The organism is Bacillus cereus group sp. BceL062 (assembly GCF_051780025.1).
Taxonomy (GTDB): Bacteria; Bacillota; Bacilli; order Bacillales; family Bacillaceae_G; genus Bacillus_A; species Bacillus_A toyonensis.
The window spans coordinates 329,309-353,277 of sequence record NZ_JBPWGY010000005.1 but is presented as its reverse complement, the minus strand read 5'-3'; the positions used below and the strand labels follow the sequence as shown (position 1 = coordinate 353,277).

Genomic DNA, 23,969 nt, shown 5'->3' with positions numbered 1-23,969 from the left:
GGCGCGAAAAAAGATAATGTAGTAGACGCTGAATTTGAAGAAGTAAAAGAAGACAAGTAATTTAAGTACAAACATAATAAGTAAGATGACAAAAAGTCAAAGTCAAGCGTGCCTTGGCTTTGGCTTTTTTCATAAATGAGGAGAAATGTGTGAGGATCTTAAGTTTTTTAGCTTGCATACTGTAAGTGAGGAAACTTTGTTGCAAAGCACTTTCTTTCGGTGTTAAAATTACGTTTATGTGAAAGATTCGGGGGTTGCAAATTTATGAGTAAACGAGACTATTATGAGGTCCTTGGACTTAGCCAGGGCGCTTCAAAAGATGAAATTAAAAAAGCGTATCGTCGTTTGGCTAAAAAATACCATCCAGACGTAAGTAAAGAAGAAAATGCAATTGAAAAGTTTAAAGAAGTACAAGAGGCATACGAAGTGTTGAGCGATGATCAAAAGCGTGCGCAGTACGATCAATTTGGTCATGCTGGTGCAAATCAAGGCTTCGGTGGCGGAGGAGACTTCGGCGGTGGCTTTGGTTTTGAAGATATCTTTAGTTCGTTCTTTGGCGGCGGTGGCGGCAGACGTCGTGATCCAAATGCTCCGCGCCAAGGTGCTGACTTACAATATCAAGTCACTTTAGACTTTGAAGAAGCTATTTTTGGTAAAGAGTTAAACGTTGAAATTCCAGTAGAAGATCCATGTGATACTTGTAAAGGTAGCGGGGCAAAACCAGGAACTTCAAAAGAAACATGTAAACATTGTTCAGGATCAGGTCAAGTAAGTGTAGAACAAAATACACCGTTTGGTCGTATTGTAAACCGTCAAGCTTGTGGTCATTGTTCAGGAACTGGTCAAATGATTAAAGAAAAATGTACGACATGTCACGGTTCAGGTAAAGTACGTAAGCGTAAAAAAATTAACGTTAAGATTCCAGCTGGTATTGATAATGGCCAACAAATTCGTGTATCTGGAAAAGGTGAAGCGGGCGTAAATGGTGGACCGGCAGGAGATTTATATGTAGTTGTTCATGTAAGAAATCATGAATTCTTCGAGCGTGAAGGTGATCATATTATTTGCGAAATGCCATTAACATTTGCGCAAATGGCACTTGGTGCTGAAGTAGAAGTTCCTACTGTTCATGGGAAAGTGAAGCTGAAAATTCCAGCAGGAACACAAACAGGAACAGAATTCCGCTTAAAAGGAAAAGGTGCTCCAAACGTACGTGGATACGGTCAAGGAGATCAATATGTAGTCGTTCGTGTTGTTGTACCAACAAAATTAAATTCACATCAAAAAGATTTATTACGTGAATTTGCAGGGCAAGAAGAGCAGGATGATAGTTTATTCGGAAAGCTTAAACGTGCTTTCAAAGGGGAATAATGGAAATAAAAAATGGAGTTGGTAAATTGTGAAATGGTCAGAAGTTAGTATTCATACAACAGAAGAAGCAGTAGAAGCTGTCTCTCATATTTTACATGAAGCTGGTGCTAGTGGAGTTGCAATTGAGGATCCAGCAGAGTTGACGAAAGAGCGCGAGCAACAATATGGTGAAATTTATGCATTGAACCCAGATGAATACCCGGCAGAGGGTGTATTAGTAAAAGCATATTTCCCACAAACGGATTCTTTACAGGAAACGATTGCGGGTGTAAAATCATCTATTGATGTGCTTCCATCTTACGACATTGAAATTGGTACTGGAAATATTACCATTAACGAAGTCAATGAAGAAGATTGGGCTACTGCTTGGAAAAAGTATTACCATCCAGTACAAATTTCTGATACATTCACAATCGTACCGACATGGGAAGAATACACACCATCTTCTCTGGATGAAAAAATCATTGAATTAGACCCGGGTATGGCGTTTGGTACAGGAACTCATCCAACAACAACGATGTGTATTCGTGCTTTAGAAAAAACAGTTCAATCAGGTGATACTGTCATTGATGTAGGAACGGGTTCAGGTGTACTTAGTATTGCAGCGGCAAAATTGGGTGCGTCTTCTGTTCAAGCATACGATTTAGATCCAGTTGCAGTGGAAAGTGCGGAAATGAATGTACGTTTAAATAAAACAGATGATATCGTATCTGTTGGACAAAATAGTCTTTTAGAAGGTATTGAAGGACCTGTTGATTTAATCGTAGCGAATTTATTAGCAGAAATTATTCTTCTATTCCCTGAAGATGCAGCACGAGTTGTAAAATCAGGTGGATTATTCATTACATCTGGTATTATTGCAGCGAAAGAAAAAGTAATTTCTGAGGCGTTAGAAAAAGCTGGATTTACAATTGAAGAAGTATTACGAATGGATGATTGGGTAGCAATTATTGCACGAAATGCGTAATATAGATTTTAGTTTATAATGAAAAGGGGAGTCTCTCACTATAAGGTGAGGGACTTGCCGTTTGTTATATGAAAAATGATAACGTTTCGTTCTTTTCGTAAGTGTTGACTTACGAAAGGAACGAAACTCTACTAAGGTGATTATATGCAACGTTATTTTGTAGAAGAAAAACATGTAAGTGAAGCAAAGATTCGCATTGTAGGTGATGATGTACATCACATTGCGAGAGTAATGCGTATGTCAGCTGGTGATCACATTTATTGCTGTGTAAACGGAAAAACAGCAGTATGTTCAATTGATGAAATTACCAGTGAATTTGTTGAGACAGCTATTGTAGAATGGGTAGAGGCATCAAGTGAACTTCCTGTGTTCGTGACGATTGCAAGTGGACTGCCAAAAGGAGACAAGCTAGAGTTAATTTTTCAAAAAGGAACCGAGCTTGGGGCAGCCGCATTTTTACCATTTCAAGCATCTCGCTCTATCGTAAAATGGGATGCGAAAAAAGCTGATAAAAAAGTTGAGCGTTTAAGAAAAATTGTGAAAGAAGCTGCGGAACAATCGCATAGAAGTGAAGTTCCAGAAGTACATGCTCCAGCATCGTTTAAGCAATTGCTTTCAATGAGTGGTGAGTATGATGTTTGTCTTGTTGCGTATGAAGAAGAAGCAAAACAAGGCGAGAAATCTAATTTTGCGAAAGCTTTAACGACAATGAAACCAGGTCAAAAGCTATTAATTGTATTTGGCCCAGAAGGCGGTTTAGCTGAGGAAGAGATTACAGCGCTTCGTGAACATAAATTTGTACTATGTAGTTTAGGACCAAGGATTTTAAGAACGGAAACGGCACCGCTTTATGCGTTAAGTGCTGCTTCTTATCATTTTGAATTGATGGGGTGATGATCAATGTCAACTGTTGCGTTCCACACGTTAGGTTGTAAAGTAAACCACTATGAAACAGAAGCTATTTGGCAATTGTTTAAACAAGGTGGTTATGAAAGAACTGAATATGAAAAGAAATCTGATGTATATGTTATTAATACATGTACAGTAACAAATACTGGAGATAAAAAAAGCCGTCAAGTAATTAGACGTGCTGTGCGTCAAAATCCAGATGCGGTTATTTGTGTAACGGGATGTTATGCGCAAACATCTCCAGCTGAAATTATGGCAATTCCAGGTGTAGATATTGTAGTTGGTACACAAGATCGTGAAAAGATGTTAGGATACATCGAAGAATTCCGTAAAGAGCGTCAACCAATTAATGCTGTCCGTAACATTATGAAAACACGTGTATACGAAGAACTTGATGTACCATATTTCACGGATCGTACACGTGCTTCATTAAAAATACAAGAAGGTTGTAATAACTTCTGTACGTTCTGTATTATTCCTTGGGCGCGTGGTTTAATGCGTTCTCGTGATGGAAAAGAAGTTATTAAACAAGCGCAGCAATTAGTGGATGCAGGCTATAAAGAAATCGTATTAACTGGTATTCATACAGGTGGATACGGTGAAGATATTAAAGATTATAACTTAGCTGGATTACTTCGTGATATGGAAGCAGAAGTAGGTGGATTAAAACGTCTTCGTATTTCTTCTATTGAAGCGAGTCAAATTTCAGATGAAGTAATTGAAGTGTTAGACAAATCTGAAGTAGTTGTACGCCACTTGCACATTCCGTTGCAATCAGGATCTAATACTGTATTAAAACGTATGCGTCGTAAGTATACAATGGAATTTTTCCAAGAGCGTTTAGATCGTTTGAAAGAAGCGTTACCAGGTCTTGCGATTACATCAGACGTAATTGTTGGCTTCCCGGGTGAAACAGAAGAAGAATTTATGGAAACGTACAATTTCATTAAAGAGAATCGCTTCTCTGAGTTACACGTATTCCCTTATTCAAAACGTACGGGAACACCTGCAGCGCGTATGGAAGATCAAGTTCCTGAAGATGTGAAGAATGATCGTGTTCACCGTCTAATTGAACTATCTAATCAATTAGCGAAAGAGTATGCTTCACAGTTTGAAGGAGAAGTACTTGAAATTATCCCGGAAGAGCAATTTAAAGATGGCGACCGTGAAGGGTTATATGTAGGTTATACAGATAACTATTTGAAAATTGTCTTTGAAGGGTCAGAAGAATTAATTGGTAAGCTAGTGAAAGTGAAAATTACGAAAGCTGGTTATCCATATAACGAAGCGCAATTTGTTCGTGTTATTGAAGATGATGTGAAAAAAGAATCAGCGAGCGCGTAAAAAAAGCATGCAAACGGAAACGGTTTGCATGCTTTCTTTTTTCATGGAAAAGTTAAGTGTTGAAAAGGTGCAATGATAAAAATATAGTTGTCTTCAGTGGAAAAGGATGATAGCTATTTGCATAGCTTTAAAAAAGGAAGAGCATCTATTCCTCTTTTATTCTGTCAAATAGTTGACCTGAAGTGATAAAATGTATTATAATCGTAAAAGACATGCTGAAGAAGTGTTTCTTTTTGCATGCTGAAGTTAGTATGTAAGTGTGATGTTTCGGAGGGAGGGAAAGAGAATGTCAAAAACAGTCGTTCGTAAAAACGAGTCTTTGGAGGATGCACTTCGCCGTTTTAAAAGATCGGTTTCTAAAACTGGTACACTTGCTGAAGCAAGAAAGCGCGAGTTTTATGAAAAACCAAGTGTAAAACGTAAGAAGAAATCTGAAGCGGCAAGAAAGCGTAAATTCTAAGAGAGGGTGTAAGTTATGAGTCTTCTCGGTCGTTTAAACGATGATATGAAACAAGCGATGAAGAATAAACAAAAAGAAAAATTAACCGTTATTCGTATGGTTAAGGCTGCTTTACAAAATGAAGGTATTAAACTGCAACATACTCTTACTGAAGAAGAGGAATTAACAGTTTTAGCTCGTGAAGTAAAACAGTATAAGGACTCCCTCCTTGAATTTAAAAAAGCTGGTCGTGAAGACCTTGTTGATAAACTGCAAAGTGAAATTCAGATTTTAAGCGCATATTTGCCGGAGCAATTAACTGAAGAAGACCTGATTGATGTAATCAAGCAAGTTATTTCTGAAGTTGGTGCGACATCAAAAGCAGATATGGGTAAGGTGATGACTGCTGTTATGCCGAAAGTAAAAGGTAAAACAGACGGATCACTTGTGAATAAGCTGGTTATCCAGCTATTAGCATAAAAAAACGTCTCATTTCGTATGAGACGTTTTTTTATGCTTTTTTTCAGTTTGGACGTGATATTACAAGCTCTTTTTTCATACATATGGGATGAGAGGAGGTCTTTTAAGATGAAAAAATTAGAACAAATGAAGAATTGGTTAACGAAGCAAATAGACCTGCCAGTGGATGTGCTAATGGATCTACCTCGGATCACGCTTGTTGGGCAAGTGCATATCTATATAGAAAATCATCAAGGTTTATTAGTGTTTTCAGATAAAGAAGTAAGATTGTTGCTAAAACATGGTCAATTATTAATTAAGGGGCAATCCTTCGTTATTAAAACAATCCTTCCAGAGGAGCTTTTGCTTGAAGGGATCATTGAGCAAGTGATGTTTTTAGAAAGTGAAAAGCAAAAAGAGTGAGGGAAACTTCCGTATGTGAAGTTTTTCTTCTTTATTCTCGTGATTCGACCTTACTATTCAGTTATCTCGCTATTTATGGGCAGTAAAACTCTTTATTTCATTTTCGTACGAGCTATTTTGCTAATTAAAGTGAAAAGTAGTATGTCTACTTTTGGGAAAGGTAGTGGAGGTAGTAGATGAAAAATAAATGGTTTATAAAGTGGCTTGGATATGTAAAAGTACGAATTGAAGGTAGAGGAGCGGAACGGTTCGTTAATGAATGCGTACGTAGAAAATTATTAGTTTGGGATGTTAAGAAGATTGCTGATGAAACGTTAGTTTTTTGTATGTTGTTACGCGATGTGAAAAAATTAAAACCAATTTATAGAAAAAATGAATGCAAATTATATTTCATTGGACGCTACGGTTTTCCTTTTTGGAATAAGCGTTTAATTAAAAATAGTGGGTTTTTAATCGGTTTTTTAATTTTCTTTTTTGGTATGATTGCAATGTCAAATATGGTTTGGAAAATTGAGATTACAGGAGCGAAACCTGAAACAGAATATATATTGATGAAAGAATTGGATAAAATGGGTATTAAGAAAGGAAAACTACAGTTTCAAATGCCTAGTGTAGAAGATGTGCAACGCCATTTGACGGACAATATTAATGCGATTACTTGGGCGGGGCTGGAAGTAAGAGGGACCACCTATCATTTTAAAATTGTGGAAAAAAACGAGCCGAAAAAAGAAAAGGAACAACATCCGCAAAATTTAGTGGCAAAAAAAGAAGCAATTATTACAAAAACGTTTGTAGAGGTTGGGAAACCAGTCGTTATGAAAAATGACCATGTTGAAAAAGGACAACTTCTTGTATCAGGTATATATGGTAATGAGGAAAACCCGTCAGTTGTTTCGGCGAAAGGTATTGTATATGGAGAAACTTGGTATACATCCGAGGTGAGTGTGCCGCTGAAAACACAATTTCAAGTGTATACTGGTAATGCGTATAATGAATACTTTCTTAAGTTTGGGAGTGCAAAAATAAAAATATGGGGATTTCAACATGATAAGTATAAACGCTCTCGTACTGAACATGTAAAACATGATGTGAAATTATTTGGTTTTACATTACCGATTGCATATGAAAAAGATATTGTACGAGAAGAGGAAGAAGCGAATCGAGAATACACAGAAAAACAGGCATTGAAAGTAGCGAAAGAGATGGCTGAAAAAGAACTAAAGAAAAAATTGGATGAACATGCTATGATTGTAAGTGATAAGATTTTGAGTAAAGAGGTTGAGGCGGATCAACTAAAAGTTACATTGCATTATACTGTAATTGAAAATATTGCAGAGTCACAACCGATATCCGAATCCGATATTCAAGGAGACTGAGTAATGGCAGAACAATTAGTAGAAATGAACCAACAATTGGAAAATACTAACGAAGCAATCGCTCTTTTTGGAGTCAATGATGCTCATTTAAAAGTAATGGAACGAGAACTTAATGTATCTATCGTAACTAGAGGTGAAACAGTTCATGTGTCTGGGGCAGATGAAAACGTGACACTCGTAGAAAAAATCTTACAGCAATTACTTGTTGTTATTCGTAAAAGTGTATCCATTACAGAAAGAGATGTTGCGTATGCAATTCAGCTCGCACAACAAGGGAAAATTGCTCAATTTGAAGAGTTATATGAAGAAGAAATTTTTAAAACGGCAAAGGGTAAATCTATTCGTGTAAAAACAATGGGACAAAGACGATATATTCATGCGATGAAGAAGAATGATATTGTATTTGGGATAGGACCTGCTGGAACTGGAAAAACGTACTTAGCTGTAGTAATGGCTGTAAGAGCGTTAAAACAAGGGTATGTAAAGAAAATTATTCTAACAAGGCCTGCTGTAGAAGCTGGAGAGAGTTTAGGTTTTTTACCAGGGGATTTAAAAGAGAAGGTAGATCCATATTTACGTCCATTGTATGATGCACTGCACGATATTCTTGGACAAGAATATACGCAGCGTATGATGGAGCGAGGTGTAATTGAAATTGCGCCTCTTGCTTATATGAGAGGGCGTACGCTTGATGATTCATTTGTTATTTTAGATGAAGCGCAAAATACAACTGGTGTCCAAATAAAAATGTTTTTAACAAGATTAGGTTTTAGTTCTAAAATGGTTATAACAGGGGATCCTTCGCAGGTAGATTTGCCAAAAGGGGCAAAATCAGGTCTTTCTATTGCTACAAATGTTTTATCTGGTGTATCGGGACTTTCGTTCATTACATTAGAGCAAAGCGACGTTGTGAGACATCCGTTAGTGCAACGTATTATTGAGGCGTATGATAAAATGGAATGATCCTATTTGTCAGGATCATTTCTTTTTGTATGATAAGGTTGGCGAATAGCAATTTTTTTACTATCATGAAAGAAGAAGAGTATAAGCGATAAATGACGTATGATTCTAAAAGTGTCGCTTGTTAGAAGAAACGAAAGCTATAAATAGTTTCACTTTATTTCTGGAGAGGAGAAGGTATTGAAATCATGTCAAGATCTCAAGAAATTTCTAAGTGGTTTCGTAATTTACAACATTCGAAAAAACTAAGTTGGATTTCTTACGTTTTATTAGGAGCAGTGCTGTTTTTTGCACTTATGAATAATGTAAAACCAGAGCAATTAGATGTTACAACATATTCTATTGCGAAAAAAACAATCCATTCTCCTATTAAAATTGAAGATAAAGTTACAACGGACAAAAAGAAAAAAGAAGCCGCTACAAAAGTTGAAGATCAATATACATATAAAAGTGAGTATAAACAAAATAAAGTGGATATTGTGAATGACGTCTTTGCTAAAGTAGATGAAGTGATACAAGAGATTAAAGCGGTTGGGCCGGATGAGCAAAAAAAGATTACTGATGCTGAAAAAGTGGACAAGTTGAAAAAAAAATTGCCCACTGATTTAACGAAAGAATTATCTGATTTAAACTTACTAAACTTAATTAATGCAGATTCGAACCAATTAGTATTAGCAAAAGATGCAGCAGTTACAGCTATTAATAGTATCATGACTGAGCATATTAAAATGGACGAATTGAAGGATGCGAAGGAACGATATGTAAGTGAGATGAATAGTGTTAATGTTGATAATGGTTTAAAGGAATCTATTAAGGCGTTAGGGAAATATGCGATTTCTGCAAACTATTTTTATGATCCGACCTTAACAAAAGAGAAGAGAAAAGCGGAAGAAGATTTAGTTCCACCTGTTTATATTCTTCAAGGGCAAGTCCTTGTTAGAGAAGGTGAAACGATTTCAAGTGATATGTACAATCAGTTGAAATTAGTTGGTCTGTTAGAAAAAGGGAACAGTTTTCAACCCTATGTTGGATTAGCGGTACTCATTGGTGTGCTATTGTACTTTATGCATAAGCAATTTGAAGTATTTTTACAACGGAAAAGGGAAGATAGACCGTATATTTTAGCGTACATTACCATTTTGTCGATCACGATCGTTTTAATGAAAATCATTAGCTTGTTCCAAAAGCTTGAATATGCAGGGATCGCGTATGTCGTTCCAGTTGCAATGGGAACAATACTTGTAAAACTAATGATTGGTGATCGATTTGTTTTTTTAACAAGCATGATTTTTTCTGTATGCGGAAGCATTATGTTTAATGAAGGAGTAACGAGCACCCTGAATTATAGTGTGGGAATCTATGTGTTACTAAGTTCACTATCAGTTAGTATTTTCTTGAGAGAAAAAAATCGTCGTACGATGATTTTACAAGCGGGTATACTCGTTTCTGTGTTAAATGTGGTCGTATTGGCAGCGTTATTATTGTTGCGTAATGGGAATTTTTCGCCTCTTGAAATTGGTACACAATTATTGATGGCTTCTGTTTCAGGGATTATCTCTTCGGTGTTAGCTATGGGGATTTTACCATATTTAGAGAGTGGACTTGGCATTGTATCAAGTATGAAGCTTATGGAACTATCAAGTCCAAATCATCCGCTTTTGCGTAAGATTTTGCTAGAAGCGCCAGGGACATATCACCATAGTGTAATGGTAGCGAATCTTTCTGAAGCTGCTTGTGAAGCAGTCGGGGCAAATGGTGTATTAGCCCGTGTAGGGGCGTATTATCATGATGTAGGAAAAACGGTACAACCACAGTTCTTTATTGAAAATCAGATGGGGATTGAAAACCCACATGATAAACTCGCCCCTGTAACGAGTAAAGATATTATTATCGCTCATGTAACGGACGGGGTGAGGATGCTAGAAGAGTACCATATTCCGCAAGAAATTATTGATATTGCTGGACAACATCATGGTACAACGTTACTTAAATATTTTTACTATAAGGCGATTAAAGAAGATAAAGAAAAATATACAGAAGAGATGTTCCGTTATCCAGGATCCAAAGCAACTTCTAAAGAGTCGGCGATTGTTGGTATTGCTGATAGTGTAGAGGCCGCGGTGCGTTCTATGAATCATCCAACGCCAGATCAAATTAATAATTTAGTGCAAAGTATTATTAAAGATCGTTTGCAAGATGGACAATTTAGTGAATGTGATTTGACATTTAAAGAGCTACAAATCGTTGGAAAAACGTTATGCGAGACGTTAAATGGTATTTTCCATTCGCGTATTACATATCCGGAACTACCGGAAGAGAAGGAGAAAGAATGAGTTTATTAATTGATTTTATTGATGAAACAGAAGAAGTGAAAGACGATTATATAAGTTTGATTCGAGAGCTGGTAGAGAAAGCAGCTCAAATGGAAAACATAGAAGAAGGGGCAGAATTATCGGTTACGTTTGTAGATAATGAACGTATTCGTGAAATAAACCGTGATTACCGAGATAAGGATCAGCCTACGGATGTTATTTCTTTCGCTATGGAAGAAATGGGAGAAGGTGAAATGGAAATTGTCGGTGCGGAGATGCCGCGTATGTTAGGAGATCTTATTATTTCTATTCCAAGAGCGAAAGAGCAAGCTGAAGAATATGGACACTCTTTTGATAGGGAACTTGGGTTTTTAGCGTTACATGGCTTTTTACATTTGCTTGGTTATGATCACATGACAGAAGAAGATGAAAAAGAAATGTTTGGAAGACAAAAAGAAATTTTAGAAGCATTTGGATTAGGACGATGAAAAAAGGAAAACTTTTAGATAGTTTTGGATATGCTATAGCTGGTATATTCTTTTGTCTTCGTCATGAAAGAAATATGAGAATTCATTATTTAGCCGCAGTCATTGTTATATGCTGCGGCTTTTATTTCCATATTACGAAAATAGAGTGGGTGGTATTACTTATTGTGATAGGGATTGTAATGGGTTTAGAGATGGTAAATACGGCTGTGGAAAAAACAGTAGACTTAGTGACTGCTGATATACATCCATTTGCGAAAATTGCAAAGGATGTCGCAGCAGGAGCGGTTTTACTCTTTGCAGTTATAGCCGTTATAATTGGTGCTATTATCTTTGTACCGTATGTGGTATAGTTGCATTCCGAAGCTTTTATTAAGTCTTGGAAGTGCTATAAAGGCCTTTAGTGAGAGAGTGTATCTATTCACAGCTGTGAACAGGAAGGATGCGGGATATGAATAGTAAACAATTAATTCAAGAAGCAATCGAAGCGCGTAAACAAGCGTACGTACCATATTCAAAATTTCAAGTAGGTGCAGCATTATTAACGCACGATGGAAAAGTATATCGTGGCTGTAATGTTGAGAATGCATCATATGGCTTATGCAACTGTGCAGAAAGAACTGCTTTATTTAAGGCAGTTTCTGAAGGGGATAAAGAGTTTGTAGCTATTGCGGTTGTAGCAGATACAAAACGCCCAGTACCTCCTTGTGGAGCATGTCGACAAGTTATGGTAGAATTATGTAAACAGGATACGAAAGTATACCTATCAAATTTACATGGTGACGTTCAAGAGACGACAGTCGGAGAATTGTTACCAGGAGCATTTTTAGCGGAGGATTTACATGAATAGAAAAGGTTATAAATCAGGTTTTGTCTCTATTATTGGTAGACCGAATGTTGGGAAATCTACATTTTTAAATCGTATTATCGGCCAAAAAATTGCCATTATGAGTGACAAGCCACAAACGACTCGTAATAAAATTCAAGGCGTATATACAGAAAATGATTCACAAGTAATTTTCATTGATACACCAGGAATACATAAACCGAAACATAAACTAGGTGACTTCATGGTGAAGATGGCTCAAACGACATTGAAAGAAGTTGATATTGTTCTGTTTATGGTCAATGCAACTGAAGGATTTGGTCGTGGTGAGGAATTCATTATTGAGAAATTACAAGAAACGAAACAACCGGTATTTTTGGTAATTAATAAAATTGACCAAGTTCATCCAGAGCAATTATTAGAGTTAATTGATCAATATCGTAAACTACATGAGTTTGCAGAGAGTGTACCAATTTCTGCATTAGACGGTAATAATGTAGAAGCGTTAATTGGAGCAATTAAAAAATATTTACCAGAAGGACCGCAATACTACCCAGATAATCAAGTAACGGATCATCCGGAGCGATTTATTATTGCAGAGCTTATTCGTGAAAAAGTACTACATTTAACACGTGAAGAAGTGCCACATTCTGTAGCGGTTGTTATTGATGCAATTCAGAAGCGTGAGGGCGGTGCAGTTTATATAAATGCAACAATTGTTGTTGAACGTGCGTCACAAAAAGGAATTATTATTGGGAAACAAGGGAAGATGTTAAAAGAAGTCGGGAAACGAGCTCGTTTTGATATTGAAGCACTTCTTGGTTCTAAAGTATTTTTAGAGGTATGGGTAAAAGTACAAAAAGATTGGCGCAATAAGATGTCTCAGCTTCGTGATCTTGGTTTCCGCGAAGACGAGTACTAAAATAAAGTAAGGCTGTAATCAGTGGATGTTTGCTCATCCGCTGATTATTGGTTTTTGTAAACTTTAATAAATTAGGAAAAATTTTTCTCACATGAAAATGGACAAAATGGGTCAATTTAATAACAAAGGAAATTGGTTTATAGGCTACGCTTATTGAGAAAGGTGGATTCTTATGCTAGATTTTACCTGGAAGTTTTTCTCCAAAACAGGAAGCATTGAAACGTATTTGCTTTTAAAAGAGATGGAAAAAGACGTAAACGATGAGATGGATCAACATGATGAGGAGCTAGCGCATCTAGACTCTCCAATTTCTTGACCCGTTTTGTTCAAACCTTGGATGGTGACGAACATGTTTCAAAAAGTTGAGGGCATCGTTATCCGTACGACAGATTACGGAGAAACGAATAAGATTGTTACAATATTCTCAAGAGAATTCGGTAAGATAAGTGCAATGGCAAGAGGAGCGAAAAAACCGAAAAGTCGGTTAGCATCTGTTTCGCAACTTATGACACATGGGCATTTTCTTATTCAAGTGGGATCTGGGCTTGGAACTTTGCAACAAGGCGAGATTATTTCAACTATGAAAGAAATTCGCGAGGATATATTTTTAACTGCTTATGCATCATTTGTTGTTGAGTTAACTGATAAAGCAACAGAAGATAAAAAACATAATCCGTACTTATTTGAAATGTTATATCAAACGTTGCATTATATGTGTGAGGGTGTTGATCCAGAAGTATTATCATTAATTTATCAAACGAAAATGCTTCCTGTATTAGGGATGCGCCCGTATTTTGATACATGTGCGATTTGTCATCAAGAAACAGATTTTGTCGCCTTCTCTGTCAGGGAAGGCGGTTTTCTGTGCTCACGTCATGCGGAGCAAGATCCGTATCGTATACCGGTGGGAGAAGCTGTACATAAATTGTTACGTCTTTTCTTCCATTTCGATTTACATAGGCTCGGCAATGTATCAGTGAAGGATAGCACAAAAAAACAAATGCGCTTAGTATTGAATACATATTATGATGAATATTGCGGAATTTATTTGAAATCAAGACGTTTCCTAGAGCAACTTGATAAGTTTCAAATATAATTTGGGGCCGTATACGGTCCTTTTTACATACTTTCTTTTTCGAATAGCATATTTAGTATATAATATTTAAGAGATAGTATAACTTTTTTCGTTGTGCATTAAAGGTGGTGATTATCATAGAGCTGAATAAACGGCAAGAACATATCATTCAGATTGTAAAAGATCACGGTCCTATTACAGGGGAGTCAATTGCTGCGCAATTGGGTTTAACACGTGCAACGCTAAGACCAGACTTAGCAATTTTAACGATGGCTGGTTATTTAGAAGCGCGTCCACGCGTAGGTTATTTTTATACGGGGAAAACTGGGGGGCAGCTATTATCTGAAGCTGTTAAGAAAATTAAAGTGCAAGATTATCAATCTAGACCGGCTGTAATTGATAAAAATGTATCAGTATACGATGCAATTTGTACAATGTTTTTAGAGGATGTTGGTACATTGTTTGTTGTAGATCAATCTACACTATTAGTTGGTGTTGTGTCTCGAAAAGATCTATTAAGAGCTAGCTTAGGGAAGCAGGATTTAACCTCTCTTCCGGTTAATATTATCATGACAAGGATGCCAAACATTGCCATGTGTCGTAGAGAAGATTCTTTATATGATATTGCGATGGAATTAATAGAAAGACAGATTGATGCGATGCCGGTTGTGAAAGATACGAAGCAAGGTTTAGAAGTAATTGGACGAATTACAAAAACAAATATTACACGTGCGTTTGTAAACCTAGTAAATAACGAATAAGTGTAATTTGTTTAAAGTGAGGTAATGTAATGGATAATAAAATCGTATATGTCGTATCTGACTCTGTAGGAGAAACGGCTGATTTAGTTGTTCGAGCAGCAATGGGGCAATTCCCATTTGCTCCTGATATTAGACGTGTACCGTATGTAGAAGATACAGGGACATTAAAAGAAGTGATTTCTATTGCTAAGAGTAATCAAGCGCTTATTTGTTTTACGTTAGTAAAGCCGGAAATGCGCCAGTATTTAGTGAAAGAGGCTGCAAAAGAAGGGGTAGAGGCATACGATATTATCGGACCTCTTATCGATCAAATTGAAGAAATTACAGGGCAAGTGCCGAGATATGAGCCGGGTGTTGTTCGTAGATTAGATGAAGAGTACTTTAAAAAGATTGAAGCAATTGAGTTTGCTGTAAAGTACGATGATGGTAGAGATGCACGAGGTATTTTAAAAGCGGATATCGTGTTAATTGGAATTTCACGTACATCAAAAACACCACTTTCTCAATACTTAGCTCATAACAAACGGTTGAAAGTTGCCAATGTGCCGCTTGTACCAGAAGTGGATCCACCTGAGGAATTATATCAAGTGGCAAAAGAGAAATGTTTCGGTTTGAAAATTACACCGGATAAGTTAAATCATATTCGAAAAGAACGATTAAAATCACTTGGATTAAGTGACGGCGCAACATATGCCAATATTAATCGTATTCAAGAAGAGATTGATCACTTTGAAGCAGTAATTAGTAAAATAAATTGTCAAGTAATTGATGTATCGAATAAAGCGATTGAAGAAACAGCAAATATTATTGTGAATGCAGTGCAAAACCAAAAAATGTTTTAGCACATTTACCGAAGGTGAATGTGCTTTTTTCGCTCATATGAAATACGATACTTGTTGGATTAGTAATAGATTATAGCGGAGTGGTTATACTTATATTCTTCTGTTTTTTTATTATGTGAAAAGCATGGTTTAGTTATCCTAAAGTAGAAGACGAAAAAATAAAGGGATATGTAGCGTAGTTGAAGAAAATATATTATAATAAAAAATTGTGATAAAAACCTATATTTTACGTTTAGACTTTAATTTTTCAGAATAAACTAGGGATAGGATTTACAAAAAAGACATGTAATTACATTAAATCGACAAAATCTATACAAGAAAACGCACATTATGGAAGGATTCACAGAAGGGATGTAGAATACAGAAATATGCAAAACATCAATAACGTATTAGTTGATGCAGATGCATATCCCGTGAAGGATGAGATTGTGCAAGTTGGAACTGAATTTCATGTCGAAATTGTGTTTGTCGCATCGTATACTCATCGTTCAAGAAAACAGCAAGGCAATTGGATTTATGTAGATTCTGGACAAGATGAAGTTGATTTATATATATCAACTTGCAAAGGTAACAGATCTCATGATCATACAGTATATGAGGCTTGCTAGTCTTCTTGTAAAAAAGGTGTATATGTATTGTCTTCAAGAGGTGCATTTGTAATAGATGAGCATATGAATACAATTTTATATAGTAGTATGTATCTGCGAAGTTACGCAGACAAAGGGCCTATAGAAGAGGTCCGAAGTCGTTTACACAATGTGATCGACAATACTTTCTAACAAGTTTAGAAAAAATATTGTCGAATTATAAAGGAATTTTTTAATTTATATCGAATACAAAATACGACACGGAGATGGAGTTATGGGCAACAGAATTCCCGAAGAAGTTGTTGAACAGATTCGGACGTCATCCGATATTGTAGAAGTGATTGGTGAATACGTTCAACTTAGAAAGCAGGGACGTAACTATTTCGGCCTTTGTCCATTTCATGGTGAGAATTCTCCTTCATTCTCTGTTTCATCTGATAAGCAAATTTTTCATTGCTTCGGATGTGGAGAAGGTGGAAATGTATTTTCCTTTCTAATGAAAATGGAAGGACTTGCTTTTACCGAGGCTGTTCAAAAGTTAGGTGAAAGAAATGGAATTGCGGTTGCAGAGTATACATCAGGGCAAGTACAACAAGAAGACATATCTGATGACACTGTCATCATGCAACAGGCTCACGAACTTTTGAAAAAGTATTATCATCATTTATTAGTAAATACGGAAGAGGGAAATGAAGCACTTTCATATTTATTAAACCGTGGTATTACGAAAGAGATGATTGAGAAGTTTGAAATTGGTTATGCATCACTTGCTTGGGATGCTGCAACGAAAATTTTACAAAAAAGAGGTTTATCGCTGTCTAGTATGGAACAAGCCGGTCTTCTAATAAGAAGTGAGAAGGATGGTAGTCATTATGATCGCTTCCGTGGAAGAGTTATGTTTCCAATCCATACGTTACAAGGTAAGGTGATAGCGTTTAGTGGAAGGGCTTTAGGAGATGACACTCCGAAATATTTAAATAGCCCTGAAACACCGATTTTTCACAAAAGTAAATTGTTGTATAACTTCCACCAAGCAAGGCCGTTTATTAGAAAGCGTGGGCAAGTAGTCCTTTTTGAAGGGTATGCCGATGTACTAGCTGCGGTAAAGAGTGGTGTGGAAGAAGCTGTTGCGACAATGGGAACAGCTTTAACTGAAGAACAAGCAAAACTTCTGCGACGTAACGTTGAAACTGTTGTTCTTTGCTATGATGGTGATAAAGCAGGACGAGAAGCGACGATGAAAGCAGGGCAATTACTGTTAAAAGTTGGTTGCCAAGTGAAAGTCACATCCTTGCCAGATAAGCTTGATCCTGATGAATATGTGCAACAATATGGGACAACCGCTTTTGAAAATCTTGTGAAATCAAGTATAAGTTTTGTTGGTTTTAAAATAAATTATTTGCGTTTAGGGAAAAATTTGCAAGATGAGTCTGGCAAAGAAGAATATGTGAAAAGTGTTTTAAAAGAGTTGTCGTTGTTACAAGACGCGATGCAGGCAGAATCATATTTGAAGTCGTTATCGCAAGAGTTTTCTTATTCAATGGAAACACTTTTGAATCAATTGCACCAATATCGCAAAGAACAAAAGGTACAGCAAAAACAAATAAAGCAGGTTTCTAAGCCGTCTCAAGTTGTTCAAACAAAACCGAAGTTAACAGGTTTTGAAAGGGCAGAAAGAGAAATTATTTATCATATGTTGCAAAGTGCAGAAGTAGCCGTTCGCATGGAATCCCATATAGAAGATTTTCATACAGAAGAACATAAAGGGATTTTATATGAACTATACGCATATTATGAAAAGGGAAATGAACCTTCAGTCGGAACATTTTTAAGTTGGCTCTCTGATGAAAAGTTGAAAAACATTATCACTGATATTTCGACGGATGAATTTATTAATCCAGAATACACAGAAGAAGTGTTACAAGGCCATTTAGAGACGCTTAGACGTCATAAGGAAAAACTTGTAAAGATGGAAATCATCTTTAAAGTAAAACAGATGGAAAAAACAGATCCTGTAGAGGCTGCTAAATATTATGTAGCATATTTACAAAATCAAAAAGCGAGAAAATAGCTTTTTTGGTAAAGATTTAGTATAATGAATGTTTGTATCTCGCGTAAGGAGGGGAACAGATGGCTGACAAACCAGCTCGTTCTAAACAAATTGAAACTGAAATGACCCTTGAGCAAGTGAAAGAACAACTCACTGAGGTCGGAAAAAAACGTGGCGTTCTTACATATGAAGAGATCGCAGAACGCATGAATGGATTTGAAATTGAATCCGATCAAATGGATGAATACTATGAATATTTAGGTGAACAAGGGATTGACTTAGTTGGCGATAACGACAACGAAGAAGGTCCTAATAATCGCCAAATTACAAAAACGGAAGAAGAATTCGACCTTAATGATTTAAGTGTGCCACCAGGTGTGAAAATCAATGATCCTGTTCGTATGTACTTAAAAGAAATTGGTCGCGTTGACTTACTATCCGCTGAAGAAGAAATTCGACTTGCGACGCGTATTGAAGAAGGCGATGAAGAAGCAAAACGCCGTCTTGCGGAAGCGAACTTACGTCTTGTAGTAAGTATTGCAAAGCGTTACGTGGGCCGTGGTATGCTTTTCTTAGACTTAATCCAAGAAGGAAATATGGGTCTAATTAAAGCGGTTGAAAAGTTCGATTATCGTAAAGGTTTCAAATTTAGTACGTATGCAACTTGGTGGATTCGCCAAGCAATTACACGTGCGATTGCAGACCAAGCGCGAACAATTCGTATTCCAGTTCATATGGTTGAAACGATTAATAAGTTAATTCGTGTACAACGTCAATTGTTACAAGATTTAGGACGTGAACCATCTCCTGAAGAGATTGGTGAAGAAATGGATCTTGCGCCAGAAAAAGTACGCGAAATCTTAAAAATTGCACAGGAGCCAGTTTCTCTTGAAACACCAATTGGTGAAGAAGACGACTCCCATTTAGGTGACTTTATTGAAGACCAAGAAGCAACATCGCCTGCGGACCATGCAGCGTATGAATTGCTAAAAGAACAATTAGAAGATGTGTTAGATACACTAACAGATCGTGAAGAAAATGTTCTACGTCTTCGTTTCGGTTTAGATGATGGACGAACTCGTACGCTAGAAGAAGTTGGGAAAGTATTCGGCGTAACGAGAGAACGTATCCGTCAAATTGAAGCGAAAGCACTTCGCAAATTAAGACATCCAAGTCGTAGTAAGCGTCTTAAGGATTTCTTAGAATAGGCTAACTTTAAGTTTACTTCACTTTTGTGAAGTAAACTTTTTTATTTTGTTAATTTTTGTTAAAATTTAGCTATCGGCAACGATTACAATTTCTTGTAATTTATTTTACAGAATTGTCTTTTGATTTGCAAATGCTCATTTTTCGATTTTTCGATTAATTTTGTTTATTCTATACAAAAAAATATGTAGAAAAGCGAAAAATATGATGAGAAACGTTAATAATTATCGAAATAATAAGCGATATAACAATAAAAAACAATAAACTGAATTTATGGAATATTTTCAACAAGTGATAGTTTACTCTTTTCTGATAGAGCGTTTTCAAGTACAATGGAAATGACTGAATCATCTAACTATTTAGAGGTATAGAGGGGGGAGAAGAGATATGAAACGTAATCCGCTGATTCCGTTCGCTCTTATTGCAGCATTAGGTATTATCGTTATGTTTGTATTTTCATTTCAGGGGCTAAATAAATCTAAAGAGTTAGCTGATGCAAAAAATGGCGGGAAGCCAGCGCAAACAGCATCAAAGCCAGAGGATATTGTGAAGCAAAGCTGTACGAGCTGTCATGGTGATCAGTTACAAGGGGCGGTAGGGCCTAATTTACAAAAAATTGGTGGAAAACTTTCAAAGGATGAAATTAAAGAAATTCTTTCGAAAGGAAAAGGTAACATGCCGGCCAATTTAGTACCAGCTGATCAAGCGGCTAAAGTAGCTGATTGGCTATCTAAGAAAAAATAAGGTTCCATAAAACAAGCCTTTTGCTTTTGCAAAAGGCTTGTTTTTCTATACTTTCTAAAATACGATGAGTAATAGAGAATGGAATTGTTGTTATGGGCTTGCAACAACTACTATAAATTCATTATCATGGAGACAGACTGACAAGAGAAGGAGTAATGGAAATACATGAATGAAGTAAAGCTTTCAAAACGATTAGAAGAAGTTGTGCGCGAGATTCCAGTAGGATCTACAGTAGCTGATATTGGGTCGGATCATGCGTATTTACCGTGTTATACAATTATAAATAATATTGCTACAAAAGCAGTTGCAGGAGAAGTTGTAGATGGGCCGTTTCGTTCTGCGCAAGCAACTGTAGCTGAAAGTGGCTTACAAGATAAAGTGGACGTTCGTAAAGGGAATGGATTAGAAGTAATTACACCAGGGGAAGTAGATGTAATTACAGTTGCTGGTATGGGTGGAGCACTAATTCGTGACATTTTAGAAAGTGGTAAAGAAAAGTTAGAAGGTGTAACACGTTTAATTTTACAGCCGAACATTGCAGCACATCACATACGTGAATGGTTTATTGAAAATGGCTGGGAGCTTATCCGTGAGAAAATCGTAAAAGAAGACGGGAAAATTTACGAAATTTTAGTTGGGGAACGAGGAAATATTGCAGCACCTTACTCGGATAATAAACAAGCTGAATTATTTATGGGTCCATTTTTAATAAAAGAAAAAGGTGAGGCTTTTGTTGAAAAGTGGGAAGGAGAATTGAAAAACTTCCAAAATATCTTAAAACAATTAGAACGTGCAGCAGATTCTGAAGAGACAAAAACGAAACGTGTAGAAGTAGAAGCGAAAATGAAAATGATAGGGGAGATTTTATCATGAGTAAAATTCCAAATGGCCATGAGGTTATTTCTTTATTTGAAAGTATGTACCCGAAGCATTTAGCGATGGAAGGGGATAAGATTGGCCTGCAGATCGGGGCGCTTAATAAACCCGTGCAGCACGTATTGATTGCTTTAGATGTAACGGAGGAGGTTGTAGATGAAGCAATTCAATTAGGAGCGAATGTCATTATTGCGCATCACCCTTTAATTTTTAATCCGTTAAAAGCGATTCATACAGAGAAAGCGTATGGGAAAATTATTGAAAAGTGTATTAAGAATGATATTGCCGTTTATGCCGCTCATACAAATGTAGACGTTGCTAAAGGTGGAGTAAACGATTTACTCGCTGATGCGTTAGGATTACAAAATACAGAAGTATTAGCTCCAACATACGCAGAAGAAATGAAAAAAATTGTTGTGTTTGTGCCAGTAACTCATGCAGAAGAGGTTCGTAAAGCATTAGGAGACGCAGGTGCGGGTCATATCGGCAATTATAGCCACTGTACGTTCAGTAGTGAGGGAGCAGGCGCGTTTGTACCTCAGGAGGGAACAAATCCTTATATCGGGGAAACTGGGCGGTTAGAACGTGTGGAAGAGGTACGTATCGAAACGATAATTCCAGCTTCACTACAAAGAAAAGTTATGAAAGAGATGTTGGCAGCTCATCCATACGAAGAAGTGGCATATGATGTATATCCTCTTGATAATAAAGGTGAAACGTTAGGGCTTGGAAAAATAGGCTATTTACAAGAAGAAATGACACTTGGACAGTTTGCTGAACATGTGAAACAATCATTAGACGTGAAGGGCGCAAGAGTTGTCGGCAAGTTAGGTGATAAAGTGCGTAAAGTTGCTGTACTTGGTGGGGATGGTAATAAATATATAAACCAAGCGAAATTTAAAGGGGCAGATGTATATGTAACAGGTGACATGTATTATCATGTCGCTCATGATGCGATGATGCTCGGTTTAAATATAGTTGATCCAGGACATAACGTTGAAAAGGTAATGAAGCAAGGTGTGCAAAAGCAACTGCAAGAAAAAGTAGATGCGAAAAAATTCAATGTACAAATTCATGCTTCGCAGTTACATACAGATCCATTCACATTTGTATAAGAAAAATAAAAACCGTTGCTCATGTAGGCAACGGTTTTTATTATTGTTCTTTTTTCACTTTTACACGAGGTAAGATTTTTTGAAGTGGTACTTTTCGAATTCTTTCCCACGTAGCCGGATTCATTGGGTCATATTGATCTAAGAAAGCGATAACCTCTTTTGTAATTGGTGTTGGAGTAGAAGCACCTGCTGTAACAGCTACGTTTTCTACACCTTGTAGCCATTCTAATTGAATTTCACTTACATCCGCAACACGGTAAGCTTTCGTACCAGCAATTTCTTGTGATACTTGCGCTAAGCGATTCGAATTGTTACTTTTTGGATCACCAACAACGATTGTTAAATCTGCAACATCCGCTTGTTTAGCTACAGCTTCTTGACGAACTTGAGTTGCTAAACAAATTTCCTTATGGAATTCTGCTGTTGGAAATTTTTTCTGAATGTCCTCCATTAAATGTTGAACATCCCATTGACTCATCGTTGTTTGATTCGTAACTAAAATTTTATCCGTTGGGATTTCTAATGTTTCTAAATCATCCGCTCTTTCGATAAGGTGAACGATATCAGGTGCAATACCAACCGCGCCTTCTGGTTCTGGATGGTTTTTTTTGCCGATATAAATGACATGATATCCTTCAGCTTTTTTTGCTTCAATAAGGTCATGTGTTTTTGTAACATCTGGACAAGTTGCATCGATTGTCGTTAAACCTTTTTCTTTTGCACGTTGTTTAACTTCAGGAGAAACACCGTGAGCAGTAAATATAACAGTACCAGAATCGATTTGATCTAAAATATCTAAGCGACTTGGTCCGTCTAACGTAATGATTCCATCTTCTTCAAAAGCGTCTGTAACATGTTTATTGTGAACAATCATACCTAAAATATAAATAGGTCTCGGTAATGATTTATCTAATGCAGCGTTACGTGCAATTACCATTGCATCGACAACACCGTAGCAATAACCACGAGGGGAAATTTTAACAATTTTCATATGAGTAATCCTCTCCTTCTAAACAAGGGATACTTTTGTGCATAGTCCTTTACATTATAAAGGAGGAGAGGATAGAAAACAAAGGATTGTTACACATATAGTTTTGGTTTTGTTGCTATTTTTTGAACAGGCTCCTCTCGTACTTCTGTTTCTATGGCTGGCTCAATCACTATTTTTTTTCTTTTTCTTTTTTTTTGTGGAGGAGGGGGAGTTGCTACCTCAACCTTTTCTGTTAGATCTTCAGTTTGATCTTCTTCCGTACTTTTTCCAGAGGTGAGGATTTTAACAATGCTTGGTAGGTTACGCATAATGGGACCGTACTGTTCGACGACAGGGCTTACAGATTGAACGACTTGTGATACTTTTTCGATATTGTTTATCATATTAGTTGGATTCGAAATTAAATTCGAAAAAAAACTGCCGATGCCGCTGCTAGATGCTGCTGTAGTGGCTGCACCGCCGCGCGTTTCGTTTGATTCATACATTTGAGGGGGAATCATTTGCTCTGGATACTGCTGCATGTATGGTTGATATTGCTGTGAGTATTGATGCGGGTATTGTTGTTGGTATTGTTGTTGGTATTGTTGTTGATATTGTTGTTGATATTGGGGTGGCTGTTGTTGGTGCATCATTGGCGGCTGTCCTTCTATTTGTCGATAAGGCGGAACCATTTGCATGAAAGGTTCGGTGGGATCGTGTTTTTTAAAGAGTTTAGCAAGGAACCCTTTCTTTTTTTGTGCCATCGGTGGTAGTTGTGGAATGGGGTATGGTGTATAAGGTTGTTGGCCTGGATGTGGATACATTTGCCTTACGGGAGATTTTGGAAACATGTGAGAAATCCTCCTTTCTTCAGTTAGGTATATACACATACAATATGCAATAAGAGTGAAGAAGGTTAGTTTTTGAAGTAAAAACCTAAACTAAAGATG

26 protein-coding genes are annotated in these 23,969 nt (G+C 36.8%); 24 read left to right on the top strand and 2 right to left on the bottom strand.

Annotated elements, in window-relative coordinates; genetic code table 11:
* Nucleotides 1-264: 264 nt before the first annotated feature.
* From dnaJ to ACS2MN_RS15055, 24 genes are all read left to right on the top strand, one after another.
* Nucleotides 265-1,371: a chaperone protein DnaJ gene (gene dnaJ / locus ACS2MN_RS15170; RefSeq protein ID WP_000043956.1), complete on the top strand. Its 1,107-nt coding sequence runs from the start codon at nucleotides 265-267 to the stop codon at nucleotides 1,369-1,371.
* A 28-nt stretch (nucleotides 1,372-1,399) separates the two neighbouring features.
* A complete protein-coding gene (gene prmA / locus ACS2MN_RS15165; protein WP_000872123.1) occupies nucleotides 1,400-2,338 on the top strand; it encodes a 50S ribosomal protein L11 methyltransferase in 939 nt (312 codons plus the stop codon).
* 144 nt (nucleotides 2,339-2,482) lie between these two features.
* Complete coding sequence (locus ACS2MN_RS15160; protein ID WP_001190139.1) at nucleotides 2,483-3,232, top strand: 16S rRNA (uracil(1498)-N(3))-methyltransferase; 750 nt, start codon at nucleotides 2,483-2,485, stop codon at nucleotides 3,230-3,232.
* 6 nt (nucleotides 3,233-3,238) lie between these two features.
* Nucleotides 3,239-4,591, top strand: a complete 1,353-nt coding sequence (mtaB, locus tag ACS2MN_RS15155) for a tRNA (N(6)-L-threonylcarbamoyladenosine(37)-C(2))-methylthiotransferase MtaB (RefSeq protein ID WP_000108698.1) — start codon at nucleotides 3,239-3,241, stop codon at nucleotides 4,589-4,591.
* A gap of 286 nt (nucleotides 4,592-4,877) precedes the next feature.
* Nucleotides 4,878-5,051 (top strand): 30S ribosomal protein S21, encoded by a 174-nt coding sequence (rpsU, locus tag ACS2MN_RS15150; RefSeq protein WP_000048061.1) that lies wholly within the window; start codon nucleotides 4,878-4,880, stop codon nucleotides 5,049-5,051.
* 15 nt (nucleotides 5,052-5,066) lie between these two features.
* Nucleotides 5,067-5,510 (top strand): GatB/YqeY domain-containing protein, encoded by a 444-nt coding sequence (locus ACS2MN_RS15145; RefSeq protein WP_000054576.1) that lies wholly within the window; start codon nucleotides 5,067-5,069, stop codon nucleotides 5,508-5,510.
* A gap of 108 nt (nucleotides 5,511-5,618) precedes the next feature.
* The gene (gene yqfC / locus ACS2MN_RS15140) at nucleotides 5,619-5,912 is read left to right on the top strand and encodes a sporulation protein YqfC (protein ID WP_000732262.1); all 294 of its coding nucleotides are present in this window, start codon (nucleotides 5,619-5,621) and stop codon (nucleotides 5,910-5,912) included.
* A 176-nt stretch (nucleotides 5,913-6,088) separates the two neighbouring features.
* Entirely contained in the window at nucleotides 6,089-7,288 is a 1,200-nt protein-coding gene (gene yqfD, locus ACS2MN_RS15135) for a sporulation protein YqfD (RefSeq protein ID WP_000792486.1), read from the top strand.
* A 3-nt stretch (nucleotides 7,289-7,291) separates the two neighbouring features.
* Nucleotides 7,292-8,251: a PhoH family protein gene (locus tag ACS2MN_RS15130; RefSeq protein ID WP_000840526.1), complete on the top strand. Its 960-nt coding sequence runs from the start codon at nucleotides 7,292-7,294 to the stop codon at nucleotides 8,249-8,251.
* Nucleotides 8,252-8,436: 185 nt separating this feature from the next.
* A complete protein-coding gene (locus ACS2MN_RS15125) occupies nucleotides 8,437-10,581 on the top strand; it encodes an HD family phosphohydrolase (protein WP_000091505.1) in 2,145 nt (714 codons plus the stop codon).
* Nucleotides 10,578-11,048: an rRNA maturation RNase YbeY gene (gene ybeY, locus ACS2MN_RS15120; protein WP_000054674.1), complete on the top strand. Its 471-nt coding sequence runs from the start codon at nucleotides 10,578-10,580 to the stop codon at nucleotides 11,046-11,048. Before ACS2MN_RS15125 ends, ybeY begins: the two co-directional genes overlap by 4 nt.
* Entirely contained in the window at nucleotides 11,045-11,398 is a 354-nt protein-coding gene (locus ACS2MN_RS15115) for a diacylglycerol kinase family protein (protein ID WP_000715513.1), read from the top strand. Before ybeY ends, ACS2MN_RS15115 begins: the two co-directional genes overlap by 4 nt.
* 98 nt (nucleotides 11,399-11,496) lie before the next feature.
* On the top strand, nucleotides 11,497-11,895 hold the full coding sequence (locus tag ACS2MN_RS15110; RefSeq protein ID WP_001086291.1) for a cytidine deaminase: 399 nt from the start codon (nucleotides 11,497-11,499) through the stop codon (nucleotides 11,893-11,895).
* Nucleotides 11,888-12,793: a GTPase Era gene (gene era / locus ACS2MN_RS15105; RefSeq protein WP_438894714.1), complete on the top strand. Its 906-nt coding sequence runs from the start codon at nucleotides 11,888-11,890 to the stop codon at nucleotides 12,791-12,793. Before ACS2MN_RS15110 ends, era begins: the two co-directional genes overlap by 8 nt.
* A gap of 172 nt (nucleotides 12,794-12,965) precedes the next feature.
* Nucleotides 12,966-13,109 carry a YqzL family protein gene (locus ACS2MN_RS15100; RefSeq protein WP_000883923.1) on the top strand — a complete coding sequence of 48 codons (144 nt, stop codon included), beginning with the start codon at nucleotides 12,966-12,968 and terminating at the stop codon, nucleotides 13,107-13,109.
* Between the two features lie 33 nt (nucleotides 13,110-13,142).
* Nucleotides 13,143-13,889 carry a DNA repair protein RecO gene (gene recO, locus ACS2MN_RS15095; protein WP_000487005.1) on the top strand — a complete coding sequence of 249 codons (747 nt, stop codon included), beginning with the start codon at nucleotides 13,143-13,145 and terminating at the stop codon, nucleotides 13,887-13,889.
* Nucleotides 13,890-13,996: 107 nt separating this feature from the next.
* On the top strand, nucleotides 13,997-14,629 hold the full coding sequence (locus tag ACS2MN_RS15090) for a helix-turn-helix transcriptional regulator (protein ID WP_000583755.1): 633 nt from the start codon (nucleotides 13,997-13,999) through the stop codon (nucleotides 14,627-14,629).
* Between the two features lie 29 nt (nucleotides 14,630-14,658).
* Complete coding sequence (locus tag ACS2MN_RS15085) at nucleotides 14,659-15,471, top strand: pyruvate, water dikinase regulatory protein (protein WP_000368950.1); 813 nt, start codon at nucleotides 14,659-14,661, stop codon at nucleotides 15,469-15,471.
* Nucleotides 15,472-15,839: 368 nt separating this feature from the next.
* Nucleotides 15,840-16,079, top strand: a complete 240-nt coding sequence (locus tag ACS2MN_RS15080) for a DUF188 domain-containing protein (RefSeq protein ID WP_002044942.1) — start codon at nucleotides 15,840-15,842, stop codon at nucleotides 16,077-16,079.
* Nucleotides 16,080-16,332: 253 nt separating this feature from the next.
* Nucleotides 16,333-18,129, top strand: coding sequence for a DNA primase (gene dnaG, locus ACS2MN_RS15075; RefSeq protein ID WP_000528230.1), 1,797 nt, complete (start codon nucleotides 16,333-16,335; stop codon nucleotides 18,127-18,129).
* A gap of 59 nt (nucleotides 18,130-18,188) precedes the next feature.
* Nucleotides 18,189-19,316, top strand: a complete 1,128-nt coding sequence (gene rpoD / locus ACS2MN_RS15070; RefSeq protein ID WP_000764067.1) for an RNA polymerase sigma factor RpoD — start codon at nucleotides 18,189-18,191, stop codon at nucleotides 19,314-19,316.
* A 385-nt stretch (nucleotides 19,317-19,701) separates the two neighbouring features.
* Nucleotides 19,702-20,058, top strand: coding sequence for a cytochrome c550 (gene cccA, locus ACS2MN_RS15065; RefSeq protein ID WP_000828143.1), 357 nt, complete (start codon nucleotides 19,702-19,704; stop codon nucleotides 20,056-20,058).
* Nucleotides 20,059-20,223: 165 nt separating this feature from the next.
* Entirely contained in the window at nucleotides 20,224-20,931 is a 708-nt protein-coding gene (locus ACS2MN_RS15060) for a tRNA (adenine(22)-N(1))-methyltransferase (protein ID WP_001006556.1), read from the top strand.
* Nucleotides 20,928-22,049: a Nif3-like dinuclear metal center hexameric protein gene (locus ACS2MN_RS15055; protein WP_000036259.1), complete on the top strand. Its 1,122-nt coding sequence runs from the start codon at nucleotides 20,928-20,930 to the stop codon at nucleotides 22,047-22,049. Before ACS2MN_RS15060 ends, ACS2MN_RS15055 begins: the two co-directional genes overlap by 4 nt.
* A 40-nt stretch (nucleotides 22,050-22,089) precedes the next feature.
* On the opposite strand, the gene ACS2MN_RS15050 is transcribed toward ACS2MN_RS15055, so the two are convergent.
* Entirely contained in the window at nucleotides 22,090-23,040 is a 951-nt protein-coding gene (locus ACS2MN_RS15050) for a 4-hydroxy-3-methylbut-2-enyl diphosphate reductase (RefSeq protein ID WP_000706652.1), read from the bottom strand.
* An 89-nt stretch (nucleotides 23,041-23,129) separates the two neighbouring features.
* The gene (gene vrrA, locus ACS2MN_RS15045; RefSeq protein ID WP_000484181.1) at nucleotides 23,130-23,870 is read right to left on the bottom strand and encodes a VrrA/YqfQ family protein; all 741 of its coding nucleotides are present in this window, start codon (nucleotides 23,868-23,870) and stop codon (nucleotides 23,130-23,132) included.
* Between the last annotated feature and the right edge of the window lie 99 nt (nucleotides 23,871-23,969).

Excerpts from the sequence above, each read along its gene's own strand:
- ACS2MN_RS15060 (WP_001006556.1), top strand. The coding sequence starts at position 20,224 with ATGAATGAAGTAAAGCTTTCAAAACGATTAGAAGAAGTTGTGCGCGAG.
- mtaB (WP_000108698.1), top strand. The coding sequence starts at position 3,239 with ATGTCAACTGTTGCGTTCCACACGTTAGGTTGTAAAGTAAACCACTAT.
- yqfC (WP_000732262.1), top strand. The coding sequence starts at position 5,619 with ATGAAAAAATTAGAACAAATGAAGAATTGGTTAACGAAGCAAATAGAC.
- ACS2MN_RS15130 (WP_000840526.1), top strand. The coding sequence starts at position 7,292 with ATGGCAGAACAATTAGTAGAAATGAACCAACAATTGGAAAATACTAAC.
- recO (WP_000487005.1), top strand. The coding sequence starts at position 13,143 with ATGTTTCAAAAAGTTGAGGGCATCGTTATCCGTACGACAGATTACGGA.
- dnaJ (WP_000043956.1), top strand. The coding sequence starts at position 265 with ATGAGTAAACGAGACTATTATGAGGTCCTTGGACTTAGCCAGGGCGCT.
- dnaG (WP_000528230.1), top strand. The coding sequence starts at position 16,333 with ATGGGCAACAGAATTCCCGAAGAAGTTGTTGAACAGATTCGGACGTCA.
- ACS2MN_RS15085 (WP_000368950.1), top strand. The coding sequence starts at position 14,659 with ATGGATAATAAAATCGTATATGTCGTATCTGACTCTGTAGGAGAAACG.
- cccA (WP_000828143.1), top strand. The coding sequence starts at position 19,702 with ATGAAACGTAATCCGCTGATTCCGTTCGCTCTTATTGCAGCATTAGGT.
- ACS2MN_RS15055 (WP_000036259.1), top strand. The coding sequence starts at position 20,928 with ATGAGTAAAATTCCAAATGGCCATGAGGTTATTTCTTTATTTGAAAGT.
- ACS2MN_RS15115 (WP_000715513.1), top strand. The coding sequence starts at position 11,045 with ATGAAAAAAGGAAAACTTTTAGATAGTTTTGGATATGCTATAGCTGGT.
- era (WP_438894714.1), top strand. The coding sequence starts at position 11,888 with ATGAATAGAAAAGGTTATAAATCAGGTTTTGTCTCTATTATTGGTAGA.
- vrrA (WP_000484181.1), bottom strand. The coding sequence starts at position 23,870 with ATGTTTCCAAAATCTCCCGTAAGGCAAATGTATCCACATCCAGGCCAA.
- ybeY (WP_000054674.1), top strand. The coding sequence starts at position 10,578 with ATGAGTTTATTAATTGATTTTATTGATGAAACAGAAGAAGTGAAAGAC.
- yqfD (WP_000792486.1), top strand. The coding sequence starts at position 6,089 with ATGAAAAATAAATGGTTTATAAAGTGGCTTGGATATGTAAAAGTACGA.
- ACS2MN_RS15125 (WP_000091505.1), top strand. The coding sequence starts at position 8,437 with ATGTCAAGATCTCAAGAAATTTCTAAGTGGTTTCGTAATTTACAACAT.
- ACS2MN_RS15160 (WP_001190139.1), top strand. The coding sequence starts at position 2,483 with ATGCAACGTTATTTTGTAGAAGAAAAACATGTAAGTGAAGCAAAGATT.
- ACS2MN_RS15100 (WP_000883923.1), top strand. The coding sequence starts at position 12,966 with ATGCTAGATTTTACCTGGAAGTTTTTCTCCAAAACAGGAAGCATTGAA.
- ACS2MN_RS15080 (WP_002044942.1), top strand. The coding sequence starts at position 15,840 with ATGCAAAACATCAATAACGTATTAGTTGATGCAGATGCATATCCCGTG.
- rpoD (WP_000764067.1), top strand. The coding sequence starts at position 18,189 with ATGGCTGACAAACCAGCTCGTTCTAAACAAATTGAAACTGAAATGACC.
- rpsU (WP_000048061.1), top strand. The coding sequence starts at position 4,878 with ATGTCAAAAACAGTCGTTCGTAAAAACGAGTCTTTGGAGGATGCACTT.
- ACS2MN_RS15110 (WP_001086291.1), top strand. The coding sequence starts at position 11,497 with ATGAATAGTAAACAATTAATTCAAGAAGCAATCGAAGCGCGTAAACAA.
- ACS2MN_RS15145 (WP_000054576.1), top strand. The coding sequence starts at position 5,067 with ATGAGTCTTCTCGGTCGTTTAAACGATGATATGAAACAAGCGATGAAG.
- ACS2MN_RS15050 (WP_000706652.1), bottom strand. The coding sequence starts at position 23,040 with ATGAAAATTGTTAAAATTTCCCCTCGTGGTTATTGCTACGGTGTTGTC.